Annotated in this window: 12 protein-coding genes and 1 pseudogene; 4 read left to right on the top strand and 9 right to left on the bottom strand. The window is 64.3% G+C overall.

The window, feature by feature from the left end; all coding sequences use genetic code 11:
* Positions 1 to 102: 102 nt before the first annotated feature.
* The 3 genes from PMM47T1_RS19955 to PMM47T1_RS19965 form a co-directional block, all read right to left on the bottom strand.
* Entirely contained in the window at positions 103 to 531 is a 429-nt protein-coding gene (locus PMM47T1_RS19955) for a MarR family winged helix-turn-helix transcriptional regulator (protein WP_008372293.1), read from the bottom strand.
* 84 nt (positions 532 to 615) lie between these two features.
* Positions 616 to 2,154 (bottom strand): MFS transporter, encoded by a 1,539-nt coding sequence (locus PMM47T1_RS19960; protein WP_238536637.1) that lies wholly within the window; start codon positions 2,152 to 2,154, stop codon positions 616 to 618.
* Between the two features lie 104 nt (positions 2,155 to 2,258).
* Positions 2,259 to 3,434, bottom strand: coding sequence for a saccharopine dehydrogenase family protein (locus PMM47T1_RS19965; RefSeq protein ID WP_008372298.1), 1,176 nt, complete (start codon positions 3,432 to 3,434; stop codon positions 2,259 to 2,261).
* Between the two features lie 113 nt (positions 3,435 to 3,547).
* Here PMM47T1_RS19965 and PMM47T1_RS19970 point away from each other — a divergent pair, with 113 nt between their 5' ends.
* Positions 3,548 to 4,462, top strand: a complete 915-nt coding sequence (locus PMM47T1_RS19970) for a LysR family transcriptional regulator (RefSeq protein ID WP_008372299.1) — start codon at positions 3,548 to 3,550, stop codon at positions 4,460 to 4,462.
* A 49-nt stretch (positions 4,463 to 4,511) separates the two neighbouring features.
* On the opposite strand, the pseudogene PMM47T1_RS19975 reads toward PMM47T1_RS19970, so the two are convergent.
* Positions 4,512 to 4,997: pseudogene (locus PMM47T1_RS19975) on the bottom strand (sigma-70 family RNA polymerase sigma factor); the annotation flags it as partial.
* A 308-nt stretch (positions 4,998 to 5,305) separates the two neighbouring features.
* Between PMM47T1_RS19975 and PMM47T1_RS19980 the strand changes: the two are divergent.
* Both PMM47T1_RS19980 and PMM47T1_RS19985 read left to right on the top strand, forming a co-directional pair.
* Positions 5,306 to 7,633, top strand: coding sequence for a TonB-dependent receptor (locus PMM47T1_RS19980; RefSeq protein WP_008372304.1), 2,328 nt, complete (start codon positions 5,306 to 5,308; stop codon positions 7,631 to 7,633).
* A gap of 1 nt (position 7,634) precedes the next feature.
* A complete protein-coding gene (locus PMM47T1_RS19985) occupies positions 7,635 to 8,849 on the top strand; it encodes a dipeptidase (RefSeq protein ID WP_008372306.1) in 1,215 nt (404 codons plus the stop codon).
* A gap of 160 nt (positions 8,850 to 9,009) precedes the next feature.
* On the opposite strand, the gene PMM47T1_RS19990 is transcribed toward PMM47T1_RS19985, so the two are convergent.
* Genes PMM47T1_RS19990 through PMM47T1_RS20010 form a run of 5 tightly spaced genes read right to left on the bottom strand, consistent with a single transcriptional unit; the run spans position 9,010 to position 15,415 of the window.
* Entirely contained in the window at positions 9,010 to 10,422 is a 1,413-nt protein-coding gene (locus PMM47T1_RS19990) for an MFS transporter (RefSeq protein ID WP_008372308.1), read from the bottom strand.
* A gap of 46 nt (positions 10,423 to 10,468) precedes the next feature.
* Positions 10,469 to 11,203, bottom strand: a complete 735-nt coding sequence (locus tag PMM47T1_RS19995; protein ID WP_008372311.1) for a hypothetical protein — start codon at positions 11,201 to 11,203, stop codon at positions 10,469 to 10,471.
* Between the two features lie 3 nt (positions 11,204 to 11,206).
* Positions 11,207 to 11,983, bottom strand: coding sequence for a 2OG-Fe(II) oxygenase (locus PMM47T1_RS20000; protein ID WP_008372313.1), 777 nt, complete (start codon positions 11,981 to 11,983; stop codon positions 11,207 to 11,209).
* A 43-nt stretch (positions 11,984 to 12,026) separates the two neighbouring features.
* On the bottom strand, positions 12,027 to 12,953 hold the full coding sequence (locus PMM47T1_RS20005; protein ID WP_008372315.1) for an ABC transporter substrate-binding protein: 927 nt from the start codon (positions 12,951 to 12,953) through the stop codon (positions 12,027 to 12,029).
* Positions 12,950 to 15,415: a TonB-dependent receptor plug domain-containing protein gene (locus tag PMM47T1_RS20010; protein ID WP_008372317.1), complete on the bottom strand. Its 2,466-nt coding sequence runs from the start codon at positions 15,413 to 15,415 to the stop codon at positions 12,950 to 12,952. The genes PMM47T1_RS20005 and PMM47T1_RS20010 overlap by 4 nt, the downstream gene beginning before the upstream one ends.
* A 328-nt stretch (positions 15,416 to 15,743) precedes the next feature.
* Between PMM47T1_RS20010 and PMM47T1_RS20015 the strand changes: the two genes are divergently transcribed.
* Positions 15,744 to 16,526: an alpha/beta fold hydrolase gene (locus PMM47T1_RS20015; protein WP_008372319.1), complete on the top strand. Its 783-nt coding sequence runs from the start codon at positions 15,744 to 15,746 to the stop codon at positions 16,524 to 16,526.
* The last annotated feature ends 121 nt before the right edge of the window (positions 16,527 to 16,647 follow it).

The raw sequence follows: 16,647 nt of genomic DNA on the forward strand, positions 1-16,647 counted from the left end.
CCTCACTGACACCGCATGATGCCTGACACACCGCGTCGCAAGGCGCCGCCCGGGGCAGCTGCTGCAGGGGGCGGGAGAACCATCAAAAAGCCCCGCACGCCATCAAGCCAACGCCTCATACACCTCATGGGTCGTCGCCAGCAACGCGTCGGAAAGCACTGGCCCCAGGGCTTTTCGGGTTTCAGCCTGGGCGCTCAACCAGGCCTCACGCGAGGCCTGGTATTTCTCGATGCCGGCCGGCGTCAGTTGCAGCCCGAAGGAGCGCTTGTCGATGACCGTGCCTTCCGGCATGTCCACGGTCTCGATCCAGTGAACCGCGATCAAGGGTTTCAACCCACGGCTCAAGGTGGTTCGATCCATGCCCATGTGGGCAGCAAACTCAAGATTGGCGACAGGGGCCAGTTGATGCAGCCGCTGAAGAATTGAAAATTGAGGTGCACTGAGACCGTGAGGCGCCAGGTGCGTCTCGTAAATGGACGTCATGCGGCGCGCCAGCTGACGAACGCTGGTGCATAGACACTGCACAGCCATGGGACCTCCTTTGGCCATCAAGATTAGGGTCTGTATGAAATGTACAAGCGCGCATCACGGCGCTGCGCCCTGCCCGCGCCTGTGCTACTCATCCGCGACGAATAATGCCTCTGCGGGCTCAGATCCCGAGGTGGCAGGCGCCCCCTCTGCCATCAGGGTTCGTGTCACCACCAGAGCAATGATCGCAACCGCAACCGCAGCCCACGCGGCGCTCGCAAAGCCAGACTCGAAGGCTGAGCGAAGCAAACCCATGACAGTTGTTTCAATCGACGCGGCATCGCCTGCGCAAAACCGTTTGGCGGTGCTGACAGCCTGCCCTATCGACCATCCCAACGAGCCGGCATGAGGGACAAATGCCTTCAGCGTTGAGGACAACAGAATCGCACCCAGGGCGGCGATGCCAAACAGCAATGTAGTAAAGCGGATGGTAGCGGCTATCCCGGAAGCCACACCGGACCGGTTGGCGGGCAAGGCGCCCTGCACCGCTTTTGCGGTTTCACCATTGAGGATACCGGCCCCGGTACCGGTGATGACCATCGCGACCGCACACAACGGATACGAAGCACCCGCATTGCACAGCAAGGCCATCATCATGTCGCCAGCGGCGGTAACACCCAGCCCAAGCGACAGCAGGGCCCGTGAGGAAAGCGTGATGTTGGCGCTCAACCGCGGTACCAGAAACATGGGCAGCGCAAACGGAAGCATCGCAAACCCAGCGGTCATCGGCGCAAACCCAAAGGCGTTCTGCAGGTAAAGGGGCAGATAAAAAATCATCACCTGGGCCGCCACTGCGTAGCCCATCATCGAGGCCACCGTGCCGCAGAAATAGCGCGACCCGAAGATCTTGAAATCAAGCATCGGGTTGCTCTGGCGCTTTTCCACCATCACGAACGCCGCGAGCAACAGCAGCCCTCCCACTGCACGCCACATCACCGCTGGCGCCAGCCAACCTGAAGCGTTGCCATCGATCACCGCCCACGTGAGCAGAAACAGGCCCGAGCTGAACGTCAGTATGCCCCCATAATCGAGGCTGTCCGCACCTGGATCGCGCGATTCAGGGACGACCTTCAAGGTGGCAACGATCAACACCGAGCAAAGCGGCACGTTGATCAGAAATGCCCATTGCCAGCCAAACAGGCTTGATATAACGCCCCCCAGGATAGGCCCGCAGGTGATGGCGACGCCCAGGCTCGCCCCCCAGAACGCATAGGCCTTGGCGCGTTCGGGCCCCACGAAGGTATGGTTGATGATGGCCAGGGTCGCGGTCAGGAGCAGACTGGCCCCTACCCCTTGAACGGCCCTGGAAATGTCCAGCATCAAGGGCGACACGGACAACCCGCAGGCCAGGGACGCAAGCCCGAACAACACCAGTCCAATGAGCGCGGCACGCCGACGCCCCACCCGGTCGCCAAACGAGCCGGCCGCCAACAGCAAAGCGGCAAAAGGCAGAACGTAGGCCGTGATCACCCACTGCAGGTCGGCGAAATCCGCGTTCAATGAGCTGGCGATGGTCGGCAGCGCCACCGCCACCAGGTTTGTGTCCAGCATGACGAGGGACGAGACGATGCCGATGACTATCAGAATCATGCGCTGATTTGCCGGTGAATCAATGGGTGCGCTCAAGGAGGTTCTCCCGGTAGGTGATGGACACCAATGACTGAGCGCAAGCATATCAGTGCATATGCACTGATATGCAAGTTTTTTCGAAAGCGACGTCCCGAAGCGTCTTACACCCCCGGAACAAACCTCACGCCCGCGTTCGCGCTCAACCGCGCAATCAAGGCGCTATTCAACGCCGCCGCCGGCGTCCAGCAACCACCCGGCGTTTGCTCGCGATTGACATCGAAGGCCAACGCCAGGGCCGACTCCGAGAGCATCTTCGAGGTGGACAGGTAGCCCGGGTCTTCATCACAGCTGACCGAGGCCATCACCACCCTGCCCTCGCCCAGTTCGGCATAGAACACCACGTCGTAGAAGCCGGCGTCGATTTCTGCCTGGGTTGGCCCTTGGCCTGGCTGCGGATGGCCGCCTTCGTTATAGGAAAAACCGGCCAGGCTGGGTGCGTCGTCGCTGGACGGCGCCGCCGGCAGCATCAGCATCTCGTCATACTGAAAGCCTTCGCCCCAGGGGTGCCCCTGCAGGTAGTTGGTGCGGTGCACGGCTTTGGTGTTGATGGTCGACATGATGAACGGCCCTACCCAACTGCCCGTCAGCTCATCCACATGCGGCGTCTGGCCGTCAGGTTGCTCGACACCCTTGAAGCCAGGGGTGTAGGCAAACGGATTGCTCAATACCTCAGCCAAAGCCGGATCCGTCGCGGCAGCCGCCTCCACAGCGCCGACACTGGCGAAGGTGCCGCCCGACAACACGCCCTGCATGTTGCGCATGCGTGCTCGCACGCGTGGCGCGTACTGGCCGAACTGCTGCAAGGCCAATTGCTGGGTGAACCACACCCCCAGGTCGAAGGGGACCGAGTCGAAACCGCAGGAGAACACCAGCCGCGCGCCGGACGCGTGGGCAGTGGCCTGGTGGCGATCGATCATCTGCGCGATCCACGGGATTTCGCCGCACAGGTCAACGTAGTCGGTGCCCAGTTCGGCGCAGGCGGCCACCAGGTCAGAGCCGTACAGCGAGAATGGGCCCGCCGTGCTGATCATCACCCGGGTGGCGGCGGCCATGTCACGCAAGCTGGCCGGCTGCTCGGCATCGGCCATGACCAGCGGCAAGGCCGCCGCGTTGGCCCAGCTGTCGCGGATGGCTTCGAGCTTGCCCAGGTTGCGCCCCGCCAGGGCCCACTTGACCGGACCGTCGACCCCGTGGGTGGCGTAGAAGTATTCGGCGACCAGCCGACCGGTATAGCCGGTGGCGCCAAAAATGATCACATCAATAGGCCGGTTGCTCATGTGCTCGTGTTTCCCTGCAAGTGGTTGAAAACAAGCGCGCCACTCTAGCAACGCACCCCAATGATGATTAGCCGGTATGATAGGAATGCACCTATAACCTGAAGGCATCAATCATGCGGGACACGGTAACGGACCTGGCGGCCTTCCTGCGCGTGGCGCGCGAAGGCAGCTTCACCAAGGCCGCCGCGCAACTGGGCGTATCGCAACCGGCCCTGAGCCGCACCATCCGCAAACTCGAGGCACGCCTGGGGGTGCAATTGCTGACGCGCAGTACCCGCAGCGTCGCCCCCACCGAAGCGGGGGTGCGGCTGATGGACACCATCGGCCCACACTTCGACGGCATCGAAGCGGGGCTGGGCGAACTCAGCGAACTGAGTGGCAAGCCGGCGGGCACCCTGCGCATCACATCCCTGGAGCATGCCAGCCCCTGGGCGCTGGCACCGGCGGTCAGCGAGTTGATTAGCGCCTACCCGGATATCACGGTGGAAATCAGCGACAGCTATGCACTGGTGGACATCGTGGCCGAACGCTTCGACGCCGGGGTGCGCATGGGTGAGCAATTGGCCAAAGACATGATCAGCCTGCGCATCGGGCCGCAGTTTCGCATGGCGCTGGTGGGCGCCCCGGCGTATCTCGGGCGCAGGCCAACGCCCCTCACCCCGCAAGACCTGACCGAGCATGCCTGCATTGACTTGCGTCTGCCCACCTCGGGTGGGTTGTGGTCCTGGCCGTTCAGCAAGGATGGCCGGCACATCAAGGTGCGCGGCGACGGCCGCCTGGTGTGCAGCAGCCTGGCCCTGATGCTGGATTTCGCTCGCGCCGGCAGCGGGCTGGTGTACGTGCCCGAACACGTGGTGGCGCAGGACCTGGCCCACGGTCGGCTAGTGAAGGTGATGGACGACTGGTGCCGCACGCCCTTGGGTTATCATCTGTATTACCCTGGCCGACGACAGCACAAGCCGGCCTTCAGGCTGTTGCTGGACGTCCTGCGTCGCCAGGCTCACGCGGGAACAGTGGCGCCCCAGTAGCCGCTGCAGCCAGGCTGCGCTGTGCCTGGCACGCACCCGGCGAATTGAAGCACGCCAGCGCCAGGGTCATCAGTTGATGAATGCGCCCCAGCGACAGCCCCAGCCGCTGGCCGATCTGCGCATAAGTCATGCCGTCCAACTGGCTGTACATGAACACTGCCTTGGCCTGGCCAGACAAGCCATCGAGCTGGCGATCGATGGCCGACAAGCGCTCCATCAACAGCAATTGCTCATGGGGCGAGGCATGCAGCGGCTCCGTCAGTTCGGTCATTTCGTCCAGGCACGCTTTCTCCCGGTCACGGCGGCGCCAGCGCTCGTACATCAGGCGCTGGGCGATGGTGGTCAGCAAGGCGCGGGGTTCACGAATGGCACCGGGGTCGGGCAGCGTCCAGACCTTGAGAAAAGTCTCGGCCGCCAGGTCTTCGGCGCTGTGGCTGCAACCCGTCCAGTAGGTCAGCCGGGCGCGCAGCCAGGCATGGTGCTGCTGGAAAATCTGCCCGATCAGTCGGGTCTTGAGTGGTGCATTGGAATCCATAGGTCCATCGTCTTCATGAAAACTGCACACGCCAACGGACGAGAAGGTGGTGGGCCTGCCGGGTTGAGGTTGACCTGCGTCCTGCAGGTAGGGTCAGTCTGCCCCAACCGTGGGCGCGGACGAAAAGAACAAAAAACCTGATAATGCCGACCTTTGATTATAAAAAAATACTCAGGTTCTAAGGGGTGAACCAAACGGTCTAGAGCCGCACTGAAAAATTCCCCCCTTCGTTGCTCAAGGTGCTCGAGGACATCGCTCCCCGAGGCCACGCGTGGCCTTGTCCCTATTATTATTGCCAAGGACAGCCAATGACACTTGCGTCTCGAACCCTCCTGCCGTGGCCTGCCAGCCAGGCCCCTCGCCTGCTTGGCGGCCTGTTGCTGGGCAGCCTGTTTGCCGACCCTGCCTGGGCCGCTGACGACACCGCCACCGAACCGCGCCTGGACAAGGTGGAAGTGGTGGGCGCGCGCGTTACCGAGGCCAGCGCGGCCATCGGTGAAGACAAGATCAGCAACACCCTGGCCATCTCCCACCAGGCCCTGCTGTCCGCGCCCGCCGGCACCTCGGGGCTGAAAATGCTGGAGAACCTGCCGGGCTTCAACGTGCAGGTCAACGATGCCTTGGGCCTGTACGAATTCGGCAACTCGGTGTTCGTGCGCGCCTTCAACCTGCAGCAGATCGGCTTCTCCATCGACGGCGTACCCCTGGGCCGCACCGATCAGTTCGGCGGCAGCCCCATCTATCGCTATGTCGATAACGAAAACACCGAACGCGTCACCGCCTCCACCGGTGCCGGCGACGTGTCACAGGCCGGCTATGCCTCCCTGGGCCCCTACGTGGACTACCAGACCAGCAACCCCAGCCCCATACCGGGGGCCAACGTCTCCTATACCCTGGGCAGCGACAGCCTGCGGCGCAGCTTCGTCAAGCTGCAGAGCGGCGAGTACCAGGGCCTGTCGGCGTACGTCAGCCGCTCGAAAATCGACGGCGACCTGTGGCGCGGCCCGGGCACCATCGACCGCGAACACATCGAGGCCAAGGTGCGCTACCGCTTCGGCGACCACAACGAGGTGTGGCTGCGCTCGGTGTACAACTCGTTCTACGACTACGACTCGCCGTCCATCAGCCTGGCCCAGTACCACGGCACCGCCAATGACCCGTTCGGCCGCTCGGGGCGCGACTTTGCCTACCTGGGCACCCTGCCAACCCTGGCCGAAACTGTGCCGGGGGTGCGCTATAGCAACCCCAACTACAACCAGTATTACAAGCAGGCGGTGAACCAGCGGCGCGACACCCTGACCAGCCTGGGCGGCACCTTCGAGATCAACCCGGACCTGATCAACTACACCACGCTGTACTACGAGGCCAAGAAAGGCTTCGGCGTGTCGCCCGAGTCTTATGCCACCTCGCTGGCCCTGCACAACGCCGAAAGCAACGTGGCCGGCCTGTATGAGCCCAAGGGCGTGCAGTACGGCCTGTCGTCCCTGAGCGGTCACCGCTTCGGTGGCCTCACCGGGCTGCGCTGGGACGTCGGCCAGCACGAGATCGATACCGGCGTGTGGGCCGAAACCGACGTGTTCAACCGCCAGCAGGCGCGTTACAACCTCAGCGACGGCAGCCCCGACGGCGAGCCGCTGCTGGACGAACCGGTGCACTTGCAAGGCGACTTCACCTCAACGCGCAATTCGCTGCAATTTCACCTGAAGGACACCTGGTCGTTGTTGGACGAGCGCCTGCGCCTGCAATACGGCTTCAAGAGCCTGAACCTGGATTACCGCATCGAGGGCTACCGCAACGCCGGCGACTACATCAACGAACGCCAGCCGCGCCTGAGCACCGAATGGAACGACGCGTTCCTGCCCCAAGTGGGCCTGGTGTACAACCTGACCGGCAACAGCCAGGTGTTCGCCTCCTACTCGGAGAACATGGCCCTGCCCCGCGGCGCCGACGACATCTACCGCGCCGGCAGCCCGTCGGTGCCCGCGCCCGAGGCCGAACGCTCGAAGAACTACGAGGTGGGCTACCGCCTCAACCAACCCACCTTCAACGCCGCCTGGGCGCTGTACCGCACCGACTTCGACAACCGCCTGCAATCCTTTGCCTCGGCGGTGCCGGGCAGCAGCCAGGTGGAAACCTACTACCAGAACGTCGGCAAGGTGGTGGCCTATGGCAGCGAGCTGAGCGGCCAGTGGAAACCGCCGGTCCTGGCCAACAAGGTGGTGGTCAACGGCAGCGCCACCTACAACAAGTCCACGTTCAAGAACGACGCCGCGGGCCTGTCCCTGCGCGGCAATGACCTGCCCGACAGCCCGCGCTGGATGGCCCAGGCCGGGGTCACCTACGAACTGGCGCCCTGGGCGCTGTTGAACGTTACCGGGCGTTTCACCGGCGAGCGCTACAGCAACTTCACCAACACCGAGTCGGTGCCCGGTTACACCGTGTACAGCGCCTACCTGGACCTGGGTGGCCAGCAGGTGCACTACGGCCCGCTGAAGAACGTGAAGCTGCGCTTCAACATCGACAACCTCTTCGACAAGGACTACCTGGGCTACCTCTACACCACCAGCGACGGCCCGGCGGTGTTCCGTCCCGGTTCGCCGCGCACCTTCCAGACCACCCTGAGCATGGAGTTCTGATATGCGCCCGCGCCTTTGCGCCCTGACCCTGGCCTTGCTGCCCCTCTTCGCCCAGGCCGATGACACGGGCGTCAGCCCGGCCACCCTTGCCCTGCACCAGCGCCTGCTGGTGCTGGACAGTCACCTGGACACGCCCCTGGACCTGACCCGCCCCGGCTGGGACATCACCCAGCGCCATGACTACCGCCAGGACGGCAGCCAGGTGGACGTGCCGCGCATGATCGAGGGCGGCCTGGACGGTGGGTTCTTCGCCGTGTACACGCCCCAGCAGCCGCTGACCGATGAAGGCCGCGCCTACGCCAGCGCGTACGGCCTGGCGACCCTGACGCGCATCCGCGACATGATCGACCGCAACCCTGGTACCTTCGCCCTTGCGCTGACCCCTGACGATGCCCGGCGCATTGCCGGCCAGGGCAAGCGCGTGGTGTTCATCAGCATGGAGAACGCCGAGCCGCTGGCCGCCGACCCGGCGCTGCTGCACACCTACTACCGGCAGGGCCTGCGCATGCTCGGCCTGGTGCATTTCAGCAACAATGAGCTGGCTGACTCAGCCACCGCCCTGCCGCAATGGAAAGGCTTGAGCCCCGAAGGGCGGCAATTGGTGACCGAGGCCAACCGGCTGGGCATTCTGCTGGACGTGTCCCACGCCAGCGACGCGGTGTTCGATCAGATCCTGGCGCAGTCCACCGCGCCGATCATTGCCTCGCACTCCAGCAGCCGCGCGGTCAACCCGCACCCGCGCAACCTCGACGACGCGCGCCTGCGGCAACTGGCGGCCAAGGGCGGCGTGGTGCAGGTCAATACCTACAGCGACTACCTGATACCACTCAAGCCCAACCCCGAGCGCAACAAAGCCATGGCGGTCCTGGGCGCGCGCTTCCACAACCTGGCGGCGCTGAGCCCGGAACAAAGCCACACGCTTTACCAGGACTACCACGCCATTGATGCCCAGTATCCACAGCCCAAGGCCGACCTGGATGTGTTCATGAAGCACTTGCTCCACATTCTGCAGGTGGTGGGGCCCGAGCATGTGGGCATAGGTGCCGACTGGGACGGCGGTGGCGGCGTGACTGGGCTGGAAGACGTGAGCCAGCTGCCGAAGATCAGCCAGCGCCTGCTGGACGCAGGCTATAGCGAGAAGGACCTGGCCAACATCTGGGGCGGCAACCTGCTGCGGGTGCTGCAGGCCGCGCAGGACGGCGCCGCCAAAGGCTGACGCCTCCCGCTGCTTTAGGGATTGATGTAGCAGCATTTGTGGGAGCGGGCTCTGCCCGCGAAGAGGGCTGCGCGGTATCTCAGGCACTGCGCGGCGCCTGTGACGCGGCCTGCGGCCGCTGCTACACAGGGTGGGTTCAACCCTGCGGGGGGCGAGCGGTTCAGGCTGCGGCAACAGGCGCCTTCTGCGCGCCTGCCCGCAACAACCAGCGCTGCACGCCCCACGACACCAGCATGGCCGCCGCCAAGGCGACCATCACCGCCTGGTAGCCCAACAGCAACGCCTGCGGTTCAGCCACTTGGGCGGGCCCGGTAAAGTGGTGCAGCAGGCTTACGCCCAACGCCAGCCCCAGGCCGCCACCCACGTTGTGCAAGGTCATCAGCGAGCCCACCGCCACCGAGCCGAACTGCTCGGGCACCGAACTCACCCCCAGCACGGTCGACGGCCCCAGCAGGCACGCCCAGCCCAGCCCCATGACCGCGAACGCCGCCAGCACATAGGCCAGCGAGGTGTCGGCGCTGAACGCGATCTGCAACAGCGCAGAACCCGCGAACAGCAACAGCCCGGTCTGGATCAACAGCGCAGGCCCCTTGCGGTCTACCAGGCGCCCCACCCAGGGCGACAGCAGCGCCACCCCCAGCGTGGTGGGCAACAGCAACAGCCCGCTGGCCTGGGTGTCGGCGCCGCGCACGTGGGTGAGGTACAGCGGCATGACGAAAAACGCCACGCAGTAGAACACCGCCAGCGTAAAGCTCGCTGCCACCGCCGCCACAAAGCGGCGGTTGGCGAACAGGTGCAGGTTGATCACCGGCGACGCCACGCGCAGCTCTACCCACACAAACAGGCCGAGCACCACCACCGCCACGGCCAGCAACCCCAGGCTCAGCGGTGAACCCCAGCCCCAGTTGCCGCCCTGCACAATCAGCAGCACCAGACTGGGCAGGCCAATCAGCAGCAAGGCGGCACCGGCCCAGTCCAACCCGGCGTCCTGCCCCTCGGCACGCGATTCGTCGACGTTGAAGGCGATCACCAGCAGGCTGAGCAACACGAACGGCACGTTGATCAAAAAAATCCACGGCCAACCGAACGCCTGGGTCAGCACCCCGCCCAGCACCGGCCCCACCGCCAGGCCCACGCCATTGAAGCCAAACAGCACGCCAAAGGCCTTGCCCTGCTCCTGAGGCGCGAAGGCCTGGGCGACGATGGCCCCCGAGGCGGTGTACAGCACCGCGCAGGCCAGGCCCTGGGCCACCCGCGCGGCAATCAGCAGCCACGCCCCCGAGGCCAAACCCGCCACCAGCGAAGCCAGGCCAAACACCACCAACCCCAAGGACAGCACTCGCTTGCGCCCATGCAGGTCTGCCAGGCGGCCCACCAGCACCATGAAGCTGGACATGGCCAACAGGAAAGCGTTGATCACCCATTGCAGGGTATCGACCGATACGTCCAAATGCGCTTGCAACGCCGGCAAGGCGGTGTTCACGATGGTGAAATCCACGCACCCCAGGAAGCTGGCGATGCTCACCCCCGCCAGCGCCCACCACTTGCGATGCTCGTGTACTGAATGACTCATGCTCGACTCCAGGCAAGGTCGGGGCGGCCCGCCGCCCCGACAGGGTTCAAATGGCAAACGCGGCAGTGGCCCAGATCGGCCGGCCCAGCGCAGGCACCGGCTGGTCAACCACGGCGGCGCGTTTCTTGAACTTCAACGACAGCCAATGGCCCTGCGCGGGGTGATGCGGCTCGACGAACAACTGCCGCGTGGCCGCCATGGCGCGGGTCATGGGCTGCGGGTAGACCACGAAGTCAATGCCCTGGGAGGCCCACAGCGGCATGATGATCGGGCATTCCTCGATCAGATAGTTCAGGCAGCGAAAGCGTGCCTCCTCAAGGTCGGCGTCAGGGTCGCGTTTGTGCAGGCGGTCCAGAAACAGCCCGATAGTGCCGTTGACCTCGGCGCGGTAATCGCGGTTGTTCTCGTACTCGAACTGCACCCGGTCCAGCAGCGGCCGGTAACCGGGGTCCAGCAGGCAAGCTTCCCAGCGCAGGATTCGCGTCACGGTGGCCAGGCGGTTGATGGCGCCCTGGTTGCGCGCCAGCCATTGCTCGCCCGAGGCGGCACTGACCTTGTACACCTCCTCGTAGCTGTAGTTGCTGAGGTTATGCCGTTGCAGTATGTCGGCCACGGCAATGGTGCACGAGGCAAAGCCCTGGCGGTTGACCAGGTCGATGGTGGCGTCGAACTTGCCGCCCTCGTGGTAGTCCTGGCCGACGCTGATCAGCAGCAGGGCGTGCTTGCCGCGGTAGTCATGGGAAAGGTCCGTCTCGAAGGCCGCTTTATAGGTAGCGCTCATGGTCTAGCTCCAGAAGATCAGGGGGGATTGCTCGCCGAAATAACCGATGAAGCTGGACAGGGTTATGCGCGGCGATGCGTGCACAGGGCGTACAGCGTGAATGAAGCGTGGGTTGATGATGATCAGGTCGCCGTCTTCGGGCCGGGTGGTGAAGTCAGCGGGGCGCAGGCGGTCACGGTCGATGCCGTAGTGGCGATCACTTTTGAGCCACTGGTACTCGGCGGCCGTGGGGCGGATGTCCCATACCTCCAGCTCGCCGCCCTGTGGCGGCACCTGCAGGTAGATGTTCACCGACAGTTGCGCCTGCAGATTCACCTGCAAATGCGCGGGCAGGTTCCACTCCAGCTTGTCGATGTGCGGGCACAGGTCGATGTCCGGCGCCTGGTAACGGCACACCCCGGTGAAACATTTCTGCCCATCCACATCCAGCAGGTGAGCGCCGCGCGGCCAGGCCTCGTCGAGGCACAGGCGAAACTCATCAATGGGCGACACGTAGGGTTTGAACGCAGTGCGCACCCGCTGGATATTAGCCCGCGCGGCTTCGTGGTAAGCCTGGCGCACCTCATCGGTCTTGACCTCGGCATAGGCGATGCCCAACCGGGTGAACTCCCGGGCATGGCCCAGGGCGCCGCGCTCGGGGTGGTCGAACAGCTGCGCGCGGGCCGCCTCAAGGCTCGGCTGGCTGACGAAGCCCGGTATGCGAATGCCATAGACGCGGTGCGCCAGCAGGTCCTGGATCAGTTGGGGTGTCAGCGCATCGGCGCCGATGGTTGCGAGCATTTACCTTCCTCCTTGGCAGTCAAACAGAGCCCCAGTGCCGGGCTCACGGGTCGAAACGGGTGTCGAAATACGCCGGTGCGTCAATGCGCCGCTTGATGATGCCCTCGTCCAGGTACAGGTCGGCGGCCGCCTGCAACTGGCTGATCACCGTGGCGTCGATGTTGATGCGGTGCGGTGTCGACTCCAGGGTCGACAGCCGGTGGAACTCGGCGGGCAGACCGGTGTGCGCGGCCTGCTGCGCGGCATAGGTGTCGACATTGCGGTTGGCCCACTGGTAGGCGCGGTCGATACGCTTGATCAGGTCGGCAATCAGCGGCTGCTTGGTGGCGATGGCCTTGTCGCTGGCCACGATCAGCACATTGCCGGCGAACAGGTGCTCGCCACTGGCCAGCACGCGGGTGTGGTCCTGCAACTGCACCATGCTGGTGTAAGGGTCCCAGGTGGCCCAGGCATCGGCACGACCGTTGTCCAGCAGCAGGCGGGATTCGCCGGGCGGCAGGAAAATGAAGTGTGCGTCGCGGCTGTGCAGGCCGGCCTGGCGCATGGCCGCCAGCACCAGGAAATGGCCGATCGAACCGCGGGTGGTGACGATGCGCTTGCCGGCCAGGTCCGCGACCTGGTGCAACGGCGAGTCCTGCTTCACCACCACCGCCACCATCGTCGGCGTGACCTGCAGCTTGATCACCGCCACGGTATGGATCGGCGCCTGGGCGGCTGCGGCGAAGATGAACGGGGCATCGCCCAGCGCACCGATGTCGGCGGCATCGGCACCCAGCGCCTCCGCTATCGGCGGCGCCGACGGGAACGAGGAGAATTCGACGCGGTAGGGCAAGTGGTCGAGCTCGCCCGCGGCCTGCAGCAGGATCTTCAGCGAATCCTTCTGACTGCACACCCGCACCACGTCCTGGCCCTGCACCGAGCAGGCCAGCGCCAGCCACGCCAGCAGCGTCCAACGCCAACGCCGGCTCAAAACGCCACGCTCACGCGGCCGTAGTAGAAGCCGCCACCAAAGCCATAGGGGGAAAACATGCCGTACTCATAGGTGCCCGCCCAGGTGCGAATGCCCTTTTTGTCCGGGTACACGTCGAACAGGTTGTTGGCCCCCAGCGCCACCGTGACGTGGTCGGTCAGGTCGTAGGCCACGTCCAGGTCAGTGATCCATTTGGCACTGTAGGTGCGGTCGTTCTCCGGCAGGTTCGAACCTTCGGTGTACTCGCCATAGCGGGTCAGGGTCAGGTTGACGTTCCAGGCAGCGACCCGGTAGCGGGTGTTGGCAATCCACTTGTCCTTGGGCGTGGCCTGGGTCAGGTCCATCTGTTGCTGACGGTCGAACAGCACATAACCGGCGCCCAGGCTGGACAGCTGCGAGGGGTTGGCGGCCAGGCTGCGAATGCTGTTCTTATTGTGGTTGTAGGCCAGGCTGAATTTCGCCTCGCCATAGGCTTGCAGCGGTTGGCTGTACTCGGCCACCAGGTCGACGCCCTGGGTGCGGGTGTCGGCGGCGTTGGCGTAGTACTGGCCGGCGAGGTTCGCCGGCAGGCCGTTGGCAACCAGAATGTTGGACACGGCCGAGCCACTGAGCACGCCGGTTTGCAGGATGCGGTCGTCGATGTCGATCAGGTACCAATCGGCGGTCATGCGTAGGCGCGGCATGGGTTCGGCGGTCAGCCCCAGGCTGTAGCTCATGGAGGTTTCCGGTTTCAGCGCCGTGGCCCCCAAGGCAATGGCCTCGGCTGAGTCGGGGCGCATCTGCTTGGTACGCACCACGCTGGTGGCGCCGCCCACGCCGAACTGGGTGATGCTGCTGGTGGTGGAGAACGCTTCCTGGGCCAGGGAAGGCGCCCGAAAGCCCTTGCTCACGGCGGCGCGCACGGCATAGCCGGGCAGGAATTCGTAGCGCGTGGTGAATTTGCCGCTGGTGGTTTCACCAATGCCCTGGTTATAGCTTTCGTGGCGCACGGCGGTGCCCACGTACCAGTTCGGCGTCAGGTTCAGGCCCAGGTCCAGGTAGCCCGCGGTGCTGTGGCGGTCGGCGCGCCCGGCGTCCTCGGGGCTGGTGCCCGCCACGGAAAACAGCCCGGGGTCGGGCACGCGCCCGGCAAAGGGGCCGGTGGGAATCACGTAGCTGCCCTGGTTATAGGAATTGGGCTCGCCCTCCTCCAGGGTGAACTGCTCCCAGCGGTATTCAACGCCAAACGAGGACTGCAGCGGGCTGCTCCAGCCGATGTCCAGGGCGCGGGTGAAGTCCAGGTTGTTGGTCCACTGGTCAAAGATCTCGTTGCCCAGGTGAAAGCGGTGCTGGCTGAAATCCGGACCGTTGGAAATGTTCAGGTTGTTGTCGGTGTACAGCTGCGCGCGGTCACGGCCGTAGCTGCTGGACAGGTCCCAGTCCCAGCCGCTGAGCAGCCCCTTGAGGCCGGCGGTGGCCTGGTAGTCGACCTCCTCGATTTCGCGGCGGGCCTGCCCGCCGTTGCCGTAGGGCGCGCCGTCCACGCCGGCCAGGCTGGTGATATCGGTGGGTTTGCGGTGGCCCAGGTCCTTGTTGCTGTTGCGGTAGCTGAGGGTGGAAAACGAGTACAGCTTGAGGTCGTCCTGCAGCGCCAGCTCCAGGTTGTAGGCCGTGCTGGCGGTGCGGTCGCGGCCCAGGCCGTATTCGTTGCCCCAGCCATGGCGATTGCTTTCGCGCGGGTCGGGGCTGCCGTCCGCCTGGTTGAAATACAGCTGCCCCGTGGCGCTGGCATCGCGGATATAGGGTTCCTGCACCTTGCCGTCCAGCGACAGGTTGAAGAAACCACCGTCGCCCAGCGGGGCACCGAAGTTGGCCGTCTGATGGCCCGTGGTGCCGTCGCCATCGTAGTACTGCCCCAGCGAGCTCTCGGCGCTGGCGCCCTGGGCATCACGTTTGAGAATGATGTTGATCACCCCGGCGATGGCGTCCGAGCCGTACTGGGCGGCAGCCCCGTCACGCAGCACCTCGATGCGCTCGATGGCGGCGGTGGGTATCAGGTCCAGGTCTACCGGCGCCGAAGCGTTGCCAACCCGGGCATTGTTGTTGATCATCGCCGTGTTGTGGCGGCGCTTGCCGTTGACCAGGATCAGCACCTGATCACCGCCCAGGCCGCGCATGCTGATCCCGCGCACCAGGAAACCGGTGCCCCCACCGTTGAAGGTGGGCACGTTCATGGAAGGAATCAGGCGCGCGAGGATCTCCTTCAAGCCACTCTTGCCGGTGGCCGTCAGTTGTTCACTGGTGTAGACATCGATGGGCACGGGGCTGTCGGTGACGGTGCGCTGCTGGGTACCACGCACACCGGTAACCACGACTGTTTCAAGGGCATCATCAGCCTTGAGCGGGGCGCTGAAGGCACTGGCCGCCAGTAACAGGCCAGCGGTGGGCAGGGGGCGAAAAAAGGCACGGGCAGTTTGGCTCATCAGTGGCAATCCGTTTGATCATTCTTTTTGTCCTTGACGCCGTGTGGCGCTCGGCTGTGATCCCGTGGTTGGGTGAAATGATCTTAGGATCCAAGTCTTGATGAGAGAAATACATAAACTTCATAAGCTAATATTAATTTTTTGATACCTCATTTCATTTGACATCAATGAACTGTCAAATTGCCAGCTGGGATGCATTTCATACAGAGCCTAGGCGAGCTCTGTTCTACCCTGGAGGTACCGTACCGCCGCACGCAGCTCACCTGCCGCAACCCGCCAGTATCCGACTCACACATCGAGTGACTGAAAAGTCCGGGGCGATTCAACCATGACAACCCATGCACTCACCGTCAAAGGCTTGCAGCTGAACGTTTCCATTCGCGGCCAAGGCTCACCTTTGCTCTTGATCAACGGCCTGGGTGGGCTGGCCCCCGCCTTTGATCCTCTGCGCGACGAACTGCTGGACTACACCACCATCACGCTGGACGTGCCCGGGATCGGTAAGTCGCACACGCCCCGCTGGCCGATGCGCCTGCCGAGCCATGCCGACCTGATCGCCGAGATGCTCACGCAGCTGGGCATCGACCGGATCGATGTGTTTGGCGTGAGTTGGGGCGGCGCATTGGCGCAGGAATTCGCCCTGCGCCACCCCGGCAGGGTTCGCTGCCTGATCCTGGCGGCGACCTCGGCCGGGCCAGCGATGCTGGTGAAGCCGGCCGACATACTGGCGTTCTTTCGTGGCAACAAAAACGCCAAGCCCCCCTCACCTGAAGCTTCACCCCATTCGATACAGGCGGTGATGCACTACGGTGTGGTGCACGGCATGCTCACCGCCAACCCGCTTGCCTATCTGCATCAACTCGCGGCCCTGGCGGGCTGGACCAGCCTGCTGCGGTTGTCCCGGCTGCGCCAGCCCACGTTGATCCTCACCGGCGAGCGCGACACCCTGGTGCGGCTGTATAACGCGAACATCCTGCGTCGCGGCATTCGCGGGGCGCAACTGCGGGTGCTAGAGGGTGAGGGGCATCTTTTCATCGTCACCAGCGCCAGGCAAACGGCCGATGCCATGCGCGAATTTCTCGACCAGCAGCACGCAGCGCAGACTGGCTAAATCACATCCGGCCTTACCCCGTACCACCGTTTCGATCGGGACAACTCTACAAACCGTTGTTTATCCTTGATGAGTGCTTGCAGGGCTTCACAGCCTTCTGGCGAGCCCCGTGCGGCCAGTG

Source organism: Pseudomonas sp. M47T1 (genome assembly GCF_000263855.1).
Classification (GTDB): Bacteria; Pseudomonadota; Gammaproteobacteria; order Pseudomonadales; family Pseudomonadaceae; genus Aquipseudomonas.